This window comes from Vibrio sp. J383, from assembly GCF_023503985.1.
GTDB classification, from domain to species: domain Bacteria; phylum Pseudomonadota; class Gammaproteobacteria; order Enterobacterales; family Vibrionaceae; genus Vibrio; species Vibrio splendidus.
Genome location: NZ_CP097294.1, coordinates 459921 through 477354 on the forward strand (window position 1 = coordinate 459921; position 17434 = coordinate 477354).

The window sequence follows — 17434 nt, forward strand, 5'->3', positions numbered from 1 at the left end:
TAAGCGGGATTATTGCTGGTGAATCAATACGCTTTCTTGCCATTGACGTGGCAGACGACGTGCTGATTTTTCCCATGCTGAGAAGTCAGATACTGGGTGCACGTTGCTGTATTCTTCGTTCGAGATCAGCTTGTCTTGTACTGATTTAGGCAGCGTAACGTTGCTACGGATTGGACGTGCGTAACCTTCTGCTAGGTTGATTTGGCCTTGGTCGCTGAAGATGTATTCACGAGCCAACTTCGCCGCATTCGGGTTTTTCGCGTATTTGTTGATGATGGTGGTGTAACCAGAGATCACAGAGCCATCTTGTGGAATGCTTACAGTAAAGCGCTCACGGTCGATCTTGTCGCGGTAGTTCAGTGCGTTGAAGTCCCACATGATCGCGACTTCCACTTCGCCTTTTTCAAGGTTCGCAATGCTTGGATCTGTGTAAGATAGACGGCCTTGCTTCGCTAGTTCACCAAAGAATTTAATCGCAGGTTTTAGGTTTGATTCATCACCACCATTTGCAAATGCTGCCGCTAGAATCGCGTTGTTTGCTTGCGCGGCTACACCTACATCACCGACTGTTACTTTGTAGTCACCTTCTAGTAGGTCACTCCAAGATTTTGGTGCATCTTCAACAAGGTTGTTGTTTGAAATGAACGAGATAGTACCTGTGTAAGCCAGAGCCCAGTGACCATCTTTGTCTTTCGCCCAGTCTGGAATGTCATTCCAAGTGGTTGGCTTGTATGGTTGCGTTACGTCTTTTTTCACAGCGACACGTGCAAAGGCGAAACCAACATCACCGATATCTGCGGTTGCGTTTCTTTTCTCTGCTTCGAATTTCGAGATCTCTTGCGCCGAGCTCATGTCCGTATCCTGATGCTTCAAACCGTAGTTTGCTTTCAGGTCTGTCCATGTGCCTTTCCAGTTTGCCCAACTGTCTGGCATACCCACACTGTAAACTGCACCCTCTTTTTGAGCGGCTTCAATCAGTGACTCAAGATCAGCATCCTTCGCCATCGCTGGCATTGAAAGTGTTACCGTTATCAGCGTTGCACCTAACAGTTTTGCAGGTGAACCGATTAATTTTTCAGGTAAACCACTCAGTTTGACTGGCGATACAGTTGAACGGCTAAGCAAAGTTTTCATTGTCTCTATCCCTCTGGACTAGGTCAGTAAGTTCGTTTTGTATGCTATCGCCAGAGTGTGACGCTTTCGCGCAAGTTATTTGACAGTTAGGATGCATTTTCGTGGCAGTTATATTTCACTCATATGACAGTAAGCCTTTGTTTACTGTCACATTCCTGTTAACTCCATGGTTTACCTTATTAAGTACACGAACTTATGGACTAGATCAGCAATGAGAACATTGGGTACAGGGCAATCAGGGACACAGCTAGGCAGAATTAAGGCGAGCATTAGAGAACAGCTTCAATCTGGCATCTTCACCGAGGGGCAAAAGCTGCCATCCGAAAGAGATCTCAGCGAGCTGTTTTCCACCACACGAATCACGCTCAAAGATGCGCTGGTGTCTCTAGAAACCGAAGGCTTGATATACCGAGAGGAACGCCGAGGTTGGTATGTGTCGCCCGAACGGATTCGCTACAACCCATTGTCACGTTCTCACTTTCATCAAATGATTCGCGAACAACATCGTATTGCAGAAACAAGGCTGCTGAGCACCCGAACAGAAATGGCAGCGGGCGATTACGCCAAAGCGTTAGAGATAGAACAGATAACGCCGATACACGTCATTGAGCGATTACGCTTTATTGATGGCAGAGCGGTACTCTTCGTTGAGAACGTCTTGAAAGCTCCGCTGTTTGAAAAGGTATTATCAGAAAACCTCACCATGTCGTTGACAGGCATCTACCGAGAAAAATACGGCTACGAGACCCAACGCTCGCGCTTTGATGTGATACCCACCTCTGCCCCTGCGCATGTCGCCAAGGCGCTGAATTTGGCAGAGGGCCAGCCTGTTCTTAAGATCTGCCGAGTGAACTACAAACAGGACGGTGAACTAATGGATTGCGAGTTGGAATACTGGCGACCCGATTCTGTAGTGATTCATATTGATAGTATTGGTTAGCGTCACGTAACCATTTGCTTAGGCCTATTTAAGCTTTGGCTTAGGAAGAAACAGCGAGCACATACAAAAACTCCGACTGATTCAGTCGGAGTTTTTGTTTTCAACGGTTACGTTTAATGAGGCACTAACTAAACAATCTTTTGCTCATCTTCTTCTTTGGTCGAATCGCTTTCTTTAGATAAAAAATTGGCAACGATCTCTCTCAGCTTTCCTTGATTAACCGGTTTTGGTAAAAACTCATCCATACCCACATCAAAACACAAATGCTTGTCTCGCTGCACAACGTTGGCCGTGAGTGCGACGATTGGAATATGTTGTGAAGAGCCCTCTTCGAGCGCTCGGATCTGTTTAGTGGCTTCGAAGCCATCAAGAACCGGCATCTGGCAATCCATAAAAATCATCTCGTATTCGTTGGCCTGGAATTTCTCGACACCAATCTCACCGTTATCGGCAATATCAACCTCAAAGCCAAGCTTCTTGAGCATCATCTTGGCAACTTGCTGGTTTACTCGCGAGTCTTCAACGACCAATACTTTGCCACTAAACGAAGCGGCCACTGGTTTTGGCTCTTCTTTGATTGGAGCTTGTTTGTCTGTTTGTGTGGTTGCGACAGAAGCCTTTGGTGTAGCTTCAACAGAACCCGTTGGTTTGGTTAATGGTACTGGTTCATTGTCTTTGAACGCGACCTCACCTCTGTTTGGATAGGTAAAGTTTGAGGTATCCGCTGCTCTCGCGAGAACTTCACTCAACGTCCATTTAAGTTGGTTATCTTGATAAGGGCGAGCTATGTAGGCAACAAAACCCACTTGTTTAGCGCGCGCTTCATCTTGTTTTCGTGGGTCTGCAGAGATCATCACCAGCTTAGGACACGCTTTGTCAAAACGCTCAATCAAACTTCTTGCTAACTGGAACCCATCAATAGACGGCATCACTTTATCAATCAGCACCAAATCATAAGGCGATGACTTCGCCACAGACTCCGAAACAAGCTCTAACGCTTGGGTGGCGGTTTCACAACACTCCGACTTAACGCCGAATGATTGAAGCTGTGTTGAGGTAATCCGCATATTCAGCTGACTATCATCAACCAGAAGCACCGAGACTTTATTAAAATCGATATTGCTTTCGTCAACGTCCAGGCTCGGGTCAAAGTCAGCGGTAAAGTAGAATGTACTCCCCTTGCCTACGACACTGGTTAGCTCAAGCTTGCTGCCCATTAAGGTCACGATCTTATCGCATATCGTCAGACCAAGCCCGGTGCCTCCGTAAATACGGGTGGTGCTGCCGTCGGCTTGTTGAAACTTATCGAACACCGATTGTTGCTTGTCTTCAGCAATACCAATACCGCTGTCAGTCACCTCAAATTTCACTCTGAGCTTTTGTTCTGGTTCTATGACTTCTTCCAAGCGAAGTGAGAGTGTGACATGACCATGCTCGGTAAATTTGATGGCGTTACCGACCAAGTTATTCAGTACTTGTCTTAGCTGGGTGCCATCGCCAATCACCATGGTTGGGATCTTAGGATCAATCGCCAGTTGGAATCTGAGCCCTTTCTGCTCGGCTTTAACTCTAAACGTCGATTCAACATCGGCAGCAATACCCATCATCTTCATTGGTTCTTGTTGCAGTTCTAGACGACCCGCTTCTATCTTCGAGTAGTCGAGAATGTCATTGATTAAGTCGAGTAGAGTAAGCGAAGAGGTATTGAGCATATCGACATACTCTTTTTGCTCTTTCGGCATATCCATTTCAGAGAGCAGAGACGACAGTCCGATAATCCCGTTCATCGGGGTACGGATCTCGTGGCTCATGTTGGCAAGAAATTCACTTTTGTTGCGGTTGGCAACCTCAGCGACATCTTTGGCTTTTTCCAGTTCTTGGTATTGTTGACGAATACGTTCAACCGACTGGTTATAGCTACTCTCTAGTGTCGAGATCTCGTCTCTGTAAGTAGAATCGGTTGGCGTTATGAAGCGTGGTTTGTTGTCTTCGACCTGTTGCTGGTTGATTTGGGAAGACATAGTCATCAAGCGTTTGACCACGAGACGATAGACGATCGTTAAACAAACCAGAGACAATAAGAAGATTTTAACGGCTTCGAAGGCCAGCAATAGTAGAACTCGTTCTTCAAAGTCGTTGAGGATCATGCTCAAATCAGATTGCACCGTGAGCGTCGCTAATGGGAAATCTGTCCCCCCCATCTGGTGCACCATTTCCCAAGACTGGGAATAAGACTGACCTGAGGTCTTTTGACCTAATTCTAGAATTTTTTCATCGGGACTTTCGATAAGAAGGTAACTAACCGAAGGTAGGCGGGAGATACCTTCGGCTTGCACAAACAGTTGCTCTCGATCTTCAACCCACAAACTGGATGTTAAACCCGAAAGATAGCCAGCCTTAACCTGTTCGATCTGAGAACTGATAAAAGAAACTCGACTTTGGTACTCCACATACAACCCTAGACCTGTCACTATAACAGTGAATAAGGTGCTGATTGCTATGATAGTCCCGATCAACTGTCGGGAGAGTCCAATATAGCGTTTTCCTTTTGTCACCATACACAAATTACCATTATTGTTATCCTAGCAAACTACAATTACTCAACTAGTATAATAGTAGTCATTCATCAAATAACTAGGGAAGGTTATGAAAAAACATCTTATATTTGCATCCATAGTCAGTTTGTTTTCAAGCAGTTATGCTTTTGCAAGCGAACCTGTTCACTACTACATTATTGCGAGCCAAGCGCAACCTTTTCAGATCGAAACTGACGGGTCATCTCACAGAGGAATGGTTTCGGATATTGTTGAGGCCGTATTTGATGACAGCCAATACGAGATCGATTACCACACCTACCCTTTCAACCGCATGATTGACAAGCTCGACGCGAGAGAGAATCCAAACTGGGTAACCTACGGCAGCCCTAGTTGGGGAAACATCCAATCTGTAAACCTGTCTAAAGATCCAATTTACAATGTAAAACACGTGTTGCTCAGCAGTGGCAAGGAACCATTTGAGTTCAATACTATCGACGATTTAAACGGAAAAGCGGTGGTCTTGTTGGTGGGGTTTGAATATCCAAATCTAGAGCCTTACATCGAACAAGGTAAGCTCAACGAGATTCGAGTTAAAGATTACAGCGCGGCTTTTCGTGTATTAAACCGAACTCCGGGCGATACCGTTTTTGTTGAGATGGAATCGAGAATCAAATACAACCTTAACGAGCAGAAGTTAAGTATTGATGATTACCAGATGCAAGAATTTGGTTCAGTGATCAATAACTACCCTATCCATTTGGCATTTGACCCTGAGATGGATCCTAAGCTGCAAAGCTTCATCAACCAACGTCTCGACCAAATGAAAGACGATGGTCAGCTCGATGACATCGTGCAAGGGTACTTATAGACCCTTCGTTTATCTGTAATAGCGCCTAGTTGACGTTGTAGAGCACTTTTTTACTCTTAGTCACCTTAGCTCGACTTGCAACGAAAAGGCCGCTCTGCTTAGTCTAGCTTAATACTAAACTGCAGAGCGGCCTTTAAAATTTAACGTTTAGGAAAACTATCTTTGAACTTGTACTCGATAGGTTAGTGCGAAGCAATCAAATGCAGTTGTTGATTACGAAGCTGTTGTCGCACCGCCATCAAAATTTCACCTAAGCGGTTCTCACCAGTTCCATCACCACCATCGCCCCAAAAATGGTCTTTATGAGAATGCTCTTTGATCACCGAATCTCCGGTGTTAGTCAGAAACAGCGCAAACTGTGGGTTCTGTCTGAACTTCTCAGTCACAATGAACTGCATCACTTCAACACGAATGTCATACCAATCTTCTCGAACTTGATCTTCATAATCACGACTTAAAGAGAACGCTTCAGCAGGGGTACTGGCTTCCAAAATAGTATTGCGTAACGCTTCAGAAGCAAATTTCATCGCTTGATAATAATGTTCGCTGGTTGCCCAAACTTGATCGTTAACCTTGATGGGACAAGCTGCAAAATTTGACAGGTATCCGTTTGGATCTTCAGGTTCATAAAACAGCACTTCTTTGGCTTTAGCCACAGAATTAGACATAGCCTTCTCCTTACCAACGACATCACATATTTTTGCTTTAACTTTAAAATTAGTGGCGTTGCATATTGCTGTCAAACAACTTAGTTCAAGAGTATGTCATGAGCATGTTTTTAGTCGGGAACAAGCAATCTAAAGGAAGGGCAATGGATTTAAATGGTGAGAGACAAGGGGCATGGTTTACTTATTAAAAACTCACAGCCCTTTAAAAAAATTATATAAATCAAAGGGTGGCGGGGCGCCACCCTCTTAAATGCAATAGGGGTCATTAGTGAATAAGACCGAGTTCCCTCGCTTCTTCCAGACTAAAACCGCTTTCTCTAATTTCTCTTAGAGCTTCAATACGACGACGAGCTTCAGCGGACTTCATTTTCTTTTCTGGTTTGAAAGATACTTCTTCATCAGCATCCCACTTGTTTGCAATATTTGTCATTTCATCATGGTTGATAGAATTAATGGACATGTTTTCCTCCGAAAAGCACCATGTAATGGACAGGTAATCTGTAGCAAATGCTATTTCACTTGTTAAGACATTCTGTACTGAAATGTGATGATTCCGACGCTTCACAAAGCTAATTAACAAATGCCTCATTTAAACTTTGCCAAAGCCATTTTCTGCAATTACATTTACAAGATTCCCCATAAGAAATGTGGTTTGATCCACCTCTCATTTTCCCCGTTCTCATTTCTTGTTTCCCACTGAAACTTCGTGAAATAACCCAAGATAAATTTCGAGGCACTTCATTCTTTTTGTGCTCATCGCTTTCACTAAATTCACTTCATGTTAATGATAATAGTTATCAATATCATAACTGAGTATTTATCATGTCTAGGGAAAATTCAGATAAACCACTTCTCGAAGTGAAGAATCTATGTGTCGATTACATCACCGATGACGGTGATTTTAATGCCGTAAAATCCGTAAGCTTTAGCATAGGCCAAGGCGAGATTTTTGGTTTGGCTGGCGAATCAGGGTGCGGAAAAAGTACCATCGCGTTTGCCATTAACCGTTTACACAAGCCGCCTGCTTTCATCTCTGGCGGGCAAATACTGTTCAACGGGCAAGATCTGCTCGGTTTATCTGACGACCACTTGAACACCTTGCGTTGGAGCGAAATCGCCATGGTGTTCCAAAGTGCGATGAACTCACTCAATCCCGTACTGACCATTGAAGAGCAGTTCGCTGATGTTTTACGTCACCACAAAGGAATGACCAACGAACAAGCTAAAGACCGCGCAGAGAAGCTCCTCGACCTTGTAAACATTCCTCGTAACCGCCTCACCGAATATCCGCATCAGTTCAGCGGAGGGATGCGTCAACGCTTAGTCATCGCCATCGCGCTCGCCCTCAATCCCAAATTGATCATCATGGACGAGCCGACAACGGCGCTTGATGTGGTTGTACAACGCGAAATTCTGCAGCAAATACACCAACTCAGAGAAGAGTTTGGGTTTTCGATATTGTTCATCACCCATGACCTGGCACTAATGAGCCAGCTATGTGACCGCATTGCCATCATGCGCCACGGCCAGATCGTTGAAATCAACCAAGCCTATGAGATTCGTAACAACCCTCAGCACTCCTACACCCAAAAGCTATGGAGTTCTTTCCCTAACATTCACGAACATGCGCACGCGACTACGTGCTAGGAGAGCTCTATGTCACAACCTATTTTTCAAGTGAAAAACCTCGTTAAAGAGTTCACCGTTGGCGGTGGATTTGGCAAAGAAGCGATCTTTAGAGCACTGCATGGGGTGAGTTTTGATTTGCATGCCGGTAAAACATTGGCGCTGGTTGGAGAATCAGGCTGCGGGAAAAGCACCTGCGCCCGATTGATGACCAAGGTTTACCCACCGACAGAGGGAGAGATACTTTTCAATGGCAGAGACATCTCTACCCTAAAAAGCCGCAAAGATATCTTGGATTACCGCAGCCGTGTACAAATGATATTTCAAGACCCATTTGGCTCACTTAATCCAACTCACACCATTGAGCACCACTTAACGCGCCCGCTTAAAATCCATAAGCAAGTTGCCACGAAACAGGCTCTCACAGAGCGTCTCAAAGAGTTATTAACGCTGGTGGAGTTACCCATTGAAACTCTCGCCAAATACCCTCATGAGCTCAGTGGTGGCCAAAGACAGCGGGTTAATTTAGCAAGAGCGCTCGCAGTGGGTGCAGAGGTTATCCTTGCCGATGAACCTACCTCGATGTTGGATGTTTCAATACGACTTGGCGTGTTAAACCTGATGCAAAAAATGAAGAAAGAGTTGGGGATTGGCTTTTTGTACATAACTCACGATCTTGCTACGGCACATTACATCGCAGAAGAGACGGCGGTAATGTACAAAGGGCAGATCGTCGAATGGGGATCAACACAGTCGATCTTAACCAATCCACAACATCCGTACACTAAACTGTTGATCTCTGCCGTTCCCGATCCCGATCTGCCATTTGGCGAACTGGTCAAAAATGAGCCAAACTATTCAATAAACGCAGACCGAATTCGAGAGCAGAGCTGTGAAATACAGCATGAAATCAAGCAAGTTGCTGATAATCACTTTGTAAAACAGTGGGATAACGTTGCATGAATGAACTAGACACTTGGTTAGAGCGGATCGGAGATTGGTACAAAGACCGAAAGCATGATCAAGTGGACCGGTTAGAACCTTTGATCTTAACGCCTCCAGACGCACTCTGGGGGCCAATGATCACGGATGTACAGAGCAAAGGCATCGCATGTTGGCTAGATGGATGCCTGAGAATCTTTACGTTTTATCGACATAAAGACGGAACGCTGACGACATCGACAAAGTTTGCAGCACCAAGCTTATCATCGCTCTCACACGAGGCTGGTGGTTCGCACAATCAAGAAAAGGCCTATCAATACCTGATGTTTGCCTATAGCAAGCTGCAGGCCGTGTCATGCGACCCAAAATCAGAGCCTGACTTGCAAGAGTGGTGTACGCAGCGGCTCCAGCATTTATGTGTACTGGCTTTGGAATTTACTAACCAACAACAAGAACTGCGCTGGAAGGAAGAATCAGAAAAACTGATCGAATCGCATGTGCGTTTTATGGCAAGCCAACACCAGAACGATGATCAAGGTGATGCTCTACGTCAACTCCACTGATCCACTCCACGGTTTAACCATGATCGATCAAACACAAAAGCAGAATCCCTTCACAAATAGGATCCGTAGAAAGCATGATCTAGCCTTGATCATGCTTCAGGGCAGCTGTCACTCTTTATATATAAGCTATTGAATTTTAATGGTTATACGAATTTTAGGCAAAAAAAAGCGAGTCCCTTAGGAACTCGCAAAAATCTATTCAGTATGATGTAACAAAATATGAGCCAATCTATTAATCATAAGAAAGGACAAAGGTTGTCTATTCGGGATAAATAATAATCAACTGGATGCGTTACATTGTCAGAACTTTGTCAGCGTTAGGTGCGGTTTTAATCAACACCTAATGTGTTCAAATTATTCATTCATCGACCGTAAATACGGGCTTCTTGTTACTGGGGATTTCTGCTGCAAAAATCAGCTCGAAAGATCAACACGCCCTCGTGATTAATGGCCAATCGCCATTTCATCGAGCGCCAGAAACACATTCTCGTCCAAATGACCTTCGTGAACTTGTTTACACACTTTACGACGTACAGCCAAACCAGAAATCAAACGTTCAATGGACAGGTGTCGATTGCTGGTGCTGTCACGGTCGTTGTACAGCTCAATTAAGCGACTCAGTGTTTCGTATGGGATAACATCCTCCCCTACTCTCAACCAATCAAGCTTCTCAATGAGCTCTGAGCACTCTTCTTTGATTGAGGCATGTGAGTGCCCGGTCATAGCAGATAAAGCCGTTATACTGCGTTCTAGAGCCTCTGTGGAGGTATATTTAGAGAGAGTAATCATGATCTCATCAGCGTTGATCTCAACAGAGTGTTTACGCTGCTTAACTCGACGTCCCAATTTGCCTCTTGGCGACGGAGCTTTACGCTGAATTGGCTCAAACTCACCATCGATAATCTCAGACAGCTCTTCCAGCTTCTGCTTAGACACCATCTCGTTACGCAGCGGGTTCGGTAGCGTTGGGGCCATATTACGCTTACCGGCGTTGGTGGTACGCGCTCTTGAATAACGCAACACCTCTTCGACATTACATTTGATATCAACCTGATAATCGGTGGTTTTTCCTTTTTCGATCAACGCCGTGATCGTCAAGTGATAACCCCAAAGATTCACCAGGAAGGTATCTTCTTGATCCCCTACTTCGCCCAATTTTCTGAGTTCGCGGATCAAATCCATCGAGAAACGACGCCAATCGATATTACGAGCCAACTTCTGGTTCAGCTCGCTCAGTAACATACAATCTGAATGGCGACGTGCCATACGGCTTCTAAAGTACGAATACATTTGGAAGACCAAGGTATGTTGTTTCAGGATTTCTGGCGGAAATAGGAAGAAATAATCACGCGTCAGCAGCTCTTCGTAGAACGAAGGTTCCCAGACAAGGATATACAGGTTCGGTTTAATGCGAATTTCGCCATCAGAGCCCTCTGTAGGCGCTTCTTCCGATGCCGTAATGGTTCTAGCTAAGAATCGGAAACGATCACTCTTGAAGCCTTCTGGCATGTTCTCGCTAAGCCAACGGCCCGTGAGCTCGTGCAGTTGGAAATCCGTAAATTCGATACGATCAATACTGTCACGGATCGAATCGCGTGCAGGACCGCTGTCTTTCTTGCCACGCAAAGACAAAATATCAGTGATGTAGAGTGGTGTTTTGTTCGGTGTGTGTTTCGCGTCGAGATGATAATCATCTTGGTGGTGATCATGATATTGAACAGTAAGCGTGAATAACGCGAACAGCGTCATCAGATCGTCAACCGTCATGATGTTTTTAGAAGATCGTGTCTCGATCACCGCTCGAGTGCCAGAGATCGAAACCATAGATTTCTGGTAGCTCTTACGTGTTCTAGGTGGCGCCAACGCTTGATCAATAATCCCCGCCCAATTGGTTGGAGAAACAATGAATTGATCCGCTTCGTCTTTCATCGTCGGTGGTGTATTCAGTCCGTGTTCATTCAGTAAGCGCTTGTTTACTTTGGTTTGAGCTAGTGCTTTAGAACGCTTCTGCTTTTCATTTTGCTTGACGCTTTCTGTCACTAAACTGGTGGCACCCAGAACCGATATCAATTGGTTTGGGTTCACAAAGCGATGCAACATGGTTTTACCCGCAAGGCCTTCTTCAAAACGAACTGGGATTTGTTTGAACAGACCAATACTTACAGCGGCTCTCAGCCTTTGTTGCAAGGCGGCGCGAGTCACTTGACCATCAGTTGATTCAATAATCTCGGTGGTGGAGACGTATCCATCTTTGCTGCTAAACCCACGTAGTGAAATTAGGTTAAGAAGCTCAACGATGCTTTTGGTGACCCCTTTGAAGTGTTGATATTGTTCTATCCATTCAACGGCTGTTTCAGATACCTCAAATAAATGACCATCTTTGTGGCTTCGTGCCTTAATTAACAATTTCTCTTCTGGTTTCATTTTTGATCCGTATCACACTAACCGTAATTTCACTATAGTTCCTGAATGATAAAGAAAGAATGATCATAAATAAAGAGAATTTATTGGCTTTTAAATAACTGATCTTTTTGATTAATATGATCTTAAATGATTAAGTGATCTAATGATCTGGCTGTGAGTTTGCTTTTAAGTATATGAATTGTAAGTGTTAAAAAAAATCCAATTGGAAAGCATGATCATAAAGAACTCGAAACGATGATCATTAAATTAAAGAAAGCATGATCACAGAACTTCAGAACGATGATCATTAAGTCATTGTAAGCATGATCATTATCGGTTCGAAAGCATGATCATTATGCTTAAACAGCTTATCCACAGTCCGTAATTGATCAAGTTGTATTAAGCGGCTTCTAAGTCACCTATGTGGATATTTTTGACAGCCAATTCATCGGAACAATGATCAAGTAATGCCCCTTTTACATCGTTCTTCCCCTTTGGCGTTCAAAATTCAATCGGTATTGGTTCCATAATCACTGGTTGGGGGCTTTTAGCTCGACACACCATAAATCAGGAAGCATGATCATGAAATTGTCATGTTTCTGTATTTGTAATCCGTGTCGATTGAATTTCCAAGCAATGAGGCCTTATAGAGCTTGAATCCCCATTACAAAAGCATTTGTCCGTAAGTTAGCTCTATATTTATATGCTTCCGGAACGATATTTACTTGATCATTTTTCCGTGAGTTGATCATTTCTAACATGCACTTACTCCGATCAATATTGGTGAGTTTAGGCCTTGATCATGCTTCATAATTTGGCCTTATCAATTATCCAACTGTCGATGTACTCCATGATCATTCTTCCGGATAGGTTCCAATTCTCTTTTGTTTTATTACACTCGATTTTTACGTCGACTTTGAATTTTTAGTCCATTTGGTCTGTTTGGTTATTTTTTATTGAAAATCTGACAAATTCGAATGCAAATCACACCAACCGTAATCTATGGTTGTATTTCAATCGTTCCGAAGTTTATTTGCTGTAATTACATTTACATTTACATTGTAAATAAGTGACGATGTAACATTTTAAATGTAAACCGGAAATAGCACTGTTAGCGGTGATAAAAATAGACGTTTTTGTGTTCATCTAAGCCTATTTTTCATCAAACTGTAAAAATACAGTCTATTTTATGTGATTTTACTCATAAATGTATGTTCATGTTTTTGTTGTGTTTGTTGTTAATCGCTGTACAATTTGTTCTAGGTTAATCATTACGGAAACTGGCAATGAAAAGAGAACAAACGATTGATAAGCTCTATCAGCTAGCCGAACAAACTCAACAAGTTCAGGCTGACCGAATTGAGATTATTTTGGAAGAGCGAAGTGATGAACATTTCCCTCCAATGTCTAAAGCTATGATGGAGACGCGTTCGGGCTTAACTCGTCGAAAATTGGATGAGGCTATCAACAAGCTTGAAGCGGATGGTCATCAGTTTACAAAGAACAACGCCAATCATTACTCGATTTCATTGACTGAAGCTCACATGCTGATGGACGCAGCTGAAGTGCCGAAGTTCCATCAACGTAAGCAGCATGTAGACAATAAGCCATGGGTTATTAACGTGCAGAACCAAAAGGGTGGTACGGGTAAATCAATGACAGCGGTCCACCTAGCGGCTTGTCTGTCTTTGAACTTAGATAAGCGCTACCGTATCTGCTTAATTGACTTGGATCCACAAGGTTCTTTGCGTCTGTTCTTGAACCCACAAATTAGTGGTGCAGAGCACGACAGTATCTATTCTGCTGTTGATATCATGTTGGACAACGTGCCAGAAGGCCAAGATGTTGACCTTGAATTCTTGCGTAAGAACGTACTTTTACCAACACAGTATCCGAATCTAAAGACGATTTCGGCGTTCCCAGAAGACGCGATGTTTAACGCTGAAGCGTGGCAAAGCCTATCTCAAGATCAGTCACTTGATATTGTTCGTCTTTTAAAAGAGAAGCTTATCGACAAAATTGCTGATGATTTTGATGTGATTATGATTGATACCGGCCCGCACGTAGACCCTCTAGTGTGGAACGCAATGTACGCATCGAACGCTCTTCTGATTCCATGTGCAGCCAAGCGTTTGGATTGGGCTTCAACGGTTAACTTCTTCCAGCACTTACCAACCGTGTACGAGATGTTCCCGGACGACTGGAAAGGGCTCGAATTTGTTCGTCTAATGCCAACCATGTTTGAAGATGACAACAAGAAGCAGGTATCAGTATTAACTGAGATGAACTACCTGTTGAATGACCAAGTAATGATGGCCACTATTCCAAGAAGCCGCGCTTTTGAAACCTGTGCAGATACTTACAGCACGGTTTTCGATCTAACGGTTAGCGACTTTGAGGGTGGTAAGAAAACTCTGGCTGTCGCTCAAGACGCAGTACAAAAAAGTGCTCTAGAATTAGAGCGTGTATTACATAGCAACTGGCCTTCACTTAATCAGGGATAACAAGAATGGCAATTAAAACATCTGACTTAAATGCAAAGCTATTTGGTAAAGCAAACAAACGTCGCGTAGCAACGCCACAAGAAGCTCAAACAGCGGCTAAAGAACAGGCTCAAGTGATCGAGCTTTCTGTTGCGGGCGAAGAATTGGTTTCATTTGAACTAGTTCGAATCCCGGCGGCTGACGTAGCAACTCAAACGGTTGTTTTCGAAGAAAATGCTCGTGAGCAATCTTTCTTAAACGAGCACGCGCTTTCTGATGTTCTTACAACATTGAAAGAACGTGGCCAGCAATACCCAGCGGTTGGTCGTAAAAACAAAGACGGTAAGATTGAAGTTCTCGATGGTAGCCGTCGTCGTATGTCGTGTATTTTGGCTGACAAAGAGTTCCTTATCTATGTTGCTGAAAACATCAACGGCGAACACGCTAAGTTCCTATCTGATGTCGCTAACGCTCATAAACCGCTTTCTCTGTATGAGAAGGGTAAAGAGATGCAAGCGAAGCTAGATAAAGGCGAAGCTGAAGACCAGAAAGCACTAGCGAAAATGTTCCAGTGCAGTGAAGCTTTGGTGAGTGGCGCGTTGAAAGCGGCGGCTTTGCCTCTTGAACTGCTACAAGCTTACCCAAATGTGAGCGATCTTGGTCGCCCAACCATTGTTAAGCTGCACAAACAATTTGGTGGCCTGACTGGCGAACAGCAGCAAACATTACTGACTAAGTGTGATGCTTCTGAAGGTTTTGTATGGCAGCGTAGCGAAGCACAAGGTGTTACGCGTTTAACTAAAGACGTTACTGAAACTTTGGAAGGTTGGATTCTTGAATTGGCACCTGCGCCAGCGAAGAAAGCTTCTCCAAAAGTTGAGCTTATTAAAGGCCGCGCTTCATACAGCCGTAAGGGTTCAAACTTGGCGTTGAACCTTAAGAAAGTGGATGATGCGACAATGGAAGAGATTTTAGCCTTCGTTCAATCGAAGCTCGACTAAGTCGACAACTTTCCATTACGACTCTAAAGCCGCATTATGCGGCTTTTTATTTGGCTGTGATAAACTGTGTCTAGATGAATCTGGACGCTAACTATGACAAACCCAACCAACACTTTTCTGCATACACTTTCTGATGTTGCTCAACATAATGATCACCGTTACGGCGTGGTTTTTAACGGTGATGTCGATTGGCAAAACACGGCTATTTCAACTTTCCTTCAAGATAAGAACGTTAAATCCATTTTTCAGATTGGCGGTGTCCCATTCGATGATGTGACGCATGCTCCGGTCAAGAAGGGGCAGCAGCTTCTGGGGCGTGAGTGCCAGGTTCTTGTTTGTGATTTTAGAGATCAGTTTGACGCGAATGGTTTCAGCGCAGCACTGGGATCGTTAGTGGGTGGCGGTTTGTTGTTGGTGTTGCCGCCAAACGTTAATGAAGCTGAAGAGGGTAGGAGTTCTTGCTTTGGCCAACGTTGGTTAAAGGGGCATTTCGATAAACTCATTTCTGTTTCGCAAGCTAATGAAGCTGGCGATGTTACTCAAGCGAGTAACGCATTCCCCCCAAAACAAAACGCTGAAATCGGATTGGATAGATTTGAACAGCAAAACGTGGCAGTTGAGTTGGTCAAAAAGGTGTTGTCTGGGCATCGCAAACGTCCTTTGATTCTTACCGCAGATAGAGGTCGCGGTAAAAGCTCGACGTTGGGGATTGCTGCAGCGCAGCTTCTGGTTGAACGTCATGGATTAGATATTATTGTGACTGCGCCTTCAGTGAAAGCAATCGAGCCTGTATTTTCCCATGCAATACAGAGACTCGAAGTCATTGAAGTGGTTAATGCTACTCACATTCGCCATCAAGGGGGAAGTTTAAGATTCGTGGCTCCGGACGACTTACTTAAATCTAAGCCTGATTGCGACCTGCTATTGGTTGATGAAGCGGCTGCTATTCCAATCCCTATGCTCAAGTTCATGGTCGGCATTTATCATCGTATGGTTTTTTCAACCACGGTACACGGTTACGAGGGCAGTGGACGAGGGTTTGGGATTAAGTTTGAATCTTGGCTTTCTGTACACCGCCCTGGTTGGAAAGGCTTTAAGCTCGAACAACCTATTCGTTGGAACAACAACGACCCACTAGAAGCTTGGTTGTTTGATTGCTTCCTGCTTGGTAACGACGCGTCGCTAAGTGACTCGGCGATTCATGAATTAGATAACTTTTCTGATCAGACAATCAACCAATTAGATTTAGTTGAACTATCAAAAGCAGATTGCTTGGCTAATCCACACAAGTTACAACGATGTTTTTCTCTACTTGTAGATGCTCATTATCAGACGTCACCCAACGATTTAATGCAGTTCCTCAACAATTCAGCAATCCGTTTGTACACCGCCTGGAAGCAAAATGAATGCTTAGGTTGTATGTTGGTTACTGAAGAGGGTGGTTTAGATAAAGATTTGATCGCTCAGATTCAAATTGGAAAACGCAGGCCTCAAGGACACCTTGCACCTGTGTTACTGGCAAACCAACTTGGCTGTACAGAAGCGGCGACCAGTCGCTGCCTTCGAGTGATGCGCATTGCAGTTTCAACGCCTCATCAGGGTTTGGGCATTGGTGGTTGGATGTTGGCTAAGTTATCAGAGCAAACCAGCCAAGCGGATTATCTCGCGACAAGCTTCGGTGCGACTAGTGAGTTGATTTCATTCTGGCGCGATAACGATTTTGTACCTGTCCATATTGGCCACCAACGAGATCAGGCTAGTGGCTGTCACTCGGTATTGATGGTTAAGGCGCTTACCTCAAACTCCCAAAGCTGGATTAACCAAGCTCTAAGTCACTTCGAGCGTAGCTATTGCTTTCTTGTTTCAGGTTCTTTGGTTTCACTTGAAACCGAAATGGTGTGCGTACTGCTGCCAAAGAGTGTCGATACCGTTAGCGAGTTTGAAACTCAGTTAGTTAGAAATTACGTGAACGGTGGCAACAGTTACGATGCGATTAGCTTCAGCGTACTGAACTTGATTCTACTTGGTAACGATCGAAACATAGGTATTTCTGACTTACTCATCGCAAAGGTAATTCAGCAGAAAGAGTGGGGGACTTGTGTTGAACAGTTTAATCTTGTTGGTCGCAAACAAGCAGAGATTCAGTTTCGTAAAGACATCGATGTATTGCTAGCAAATTTACAGTGTAAATAGACAAGCCATCATTTAAATGGACTGACCGTTACAAATTAGATTTACAGTGTAAATTAGAATCTTGGATTTACACTGT

At 44.0% G+C, this 17434-nt stretch carries 13 protein-coding genes; 8 read left to right on the plus strand and 5 right to left on the minus strand.

What is annotated here, in order from left to right:
• Window positions 1–9: 9 nt before the first annotated feature.
• Complete coding sequence (locus M4S28_RS18690) at window positions 10–1134, minus strand: ABC transporter substrate-binding protein (RefSeq protein ID WP_249633480.1); 1125 nt, start codon at window positions 1132–1134, stop codon at window positions 10–12.
• A gap of 211 nt (window positions 1135–1345) precedes the next feature.
• On the opposite strand from M4S28_RS18690, the gene M4S28_RS18695 reads away from it, so the two are divergent.
• Window positions 1346–2074: a UTRA domain-containing protein gene (locus tag M4S28_RS18695; protein ID WP_102502126.1), complete on the plus strand. Its 729-nt coding sequence runs from the start codon at window positions 1346–1348 to the stop codon at window positions 2072–2074.
• Between the two features lie 128 nt (window positions 2075–2202).
• On the opposite strand, the gene M4S28_RS18700 is transcribed toward M4S28_RS18695, so the two are convergent.
• On the minus strand, window positions 2203–4632 hold the full coding sequence (locus M4S28_RS18700; RefSeq protein WP_249633481.1) for a response regulator: 2430 nt from the start codon (window positions 4630–4632) through the stop codon (window positions 2203–2205).
• A gap of 88 nt (window positions 4633–4720) precedes the next feature.
• On the opposite strand from M4S28_RS18700, the gene M4S28_RS18705 reads away from it, so the two are divergent.
• Window positions 4721–5479 (plus strand): substrate-binding periplasmic protein, encoded by a 759-nt coding sequence (locus tag M4S28_RS18705; protein WP_237289975.1) that lies wholly within the window; start codon window positions 4721–4723, stop codon window positions 5477–5479.
• Window positions 5480–5661: 182 nt separating this feature from the next.
• Here M4S28_RS18705 and ybiA read toward each other — a convergent pair whose 3' ends face one another.
• Together ybiA and M4S28_RS18715 are read right to left on the minus strand one after the other, a co-directional pair.
• Window positions 5662–6222 (minus strand): riboflavin biosynthesis intermediates N-glycosidase, encoded by a 561-nt coding sequence (ybiA, locus tag M4S28_RS18710; RefSeq protein ID WP_102450073.1) that lies wholly within the window; start codon window positions 6220–6222, stop codon window positions 5662–5664.
• Window positions 6223–6412: 190 nt separating this feature from the next.
• Window positions 6413–6607: a PA3496 family putative envelope integrity protein gene (locus M4S28_RS18715; RefSeq protein ID WP_249633482.1), complete on the minus strand. Its 195-nt coding sequence runs from the start codon at window positions 6605–6607 to the stop codon at window positions 6413–6415.
• Between the two features lie 362 nt (window positions 6608–6969).
• Between M4S28_RS18715 and M4S28_RS18720 the strand changes: the two genes are divergently transcribed.
• Genes M4S28_RS18720 through M4S28_RS18730 form a run of 3 tightly spaced genes read left to right on the plus strand, consistent with a single transcriptional unit; the run spans window position 6970 to window position 9278 of the window.
• Window positions 6970–7794, plus strand: a complete 825-nt coding sequence (locus M4S28_RS18720; protein WP_249633483.1) for an ABC transporter ATP-binding protein — start codon at window positions 6970–6972, stop codon at window positions 7792–7794.
• Window positions 7795–7803: 9 nt separating this feature from the next.
• The gene (locus tag M4S28_RS18725) at window positions 7804–8736 is read left to right on the plus strand and encodes an ATP-binding cassette domain-containing protein (protein WP_065680955.1); all 933 of its coding nucleotides are present in this window, start codon (window positions 7804–7806) and stop codon (window positions 8734–8736) included.
• Window positions 8733–9278, plus strand: coding sequence for a transcriptional regulator (locus M4S28_RS18730; RefSeq protein ID WP_249633484.1), 546 nt, complete (start codon window positions 8733–8735; stop codon window positions 9276–9278). Before M4S28_RS18725 ends, M4S28_RS18730 begins: the two co-directional genes overlap by 4 nt.
• 444 nt (window positions 9279–9722) lie before the next feature.
• Here the strand turns inward: M4S28_RS18730 and M4S28_RS18735 are convergent, their stop codons facing one another.
• Complete coding sequence (locus M4S28_RS18735) at window positions 9723–11702, minus strand: replication initiator protein RctB domain-containing protein (protein WP_004732568.1); 1980 nt, start codon at window positions 11700–11702, stop codon at window positions 9723–9725.
• A gap of 1265 nt (window positions 11703–12967) precedes the next feature.
• On the opposite strand from M4S28_RS18735, the gene M4S28_RS18740 reads away from it, so the two are divergent.
• The 3 genes from M4S28_RS18740 (at window position 12968) to M4S28_RS18750 (ending at window position 17358) form a co-directional block, all read left to right on the plus strand.
• A complete protein-coding gene (locus M4S28_RS18740) occupies window positions 12968–14185 on the plus strand; it encodes a ParA family protein (RefSeq protein ID WP_004732566.1) in 1218 nt (405 codons plus the stop codon).
• Window positions 14186–14190: 5 nt separating this feature from the next.
• Complete coding sequence (locus M4S28_RS18745) at window positions 14191–15165, plus strand: ParB/RepB/Spo0J family partition protein (RefSeq protein ID WP_004732564.1); 975 nt, start codon at window positions 14191–14193, stop codon at window positions 15163–15165.
• Window positions 15166–15258: 93 nt separating this feature from the next.
• Window positions 15259–17358 (plus strand): tRNA(Met) cytidine acetyltransferase TmcA domain-containing protein, encoded by a 2100-nt coding sequence (locus M4S28_RS18750; protein WP_249633485.1) that lies wholly within the window; start codon window positions 15259–15261, stop codon window positions 17356–17358.
• Window positions 17359–17434: the final 76 nt, after the last annotated feature.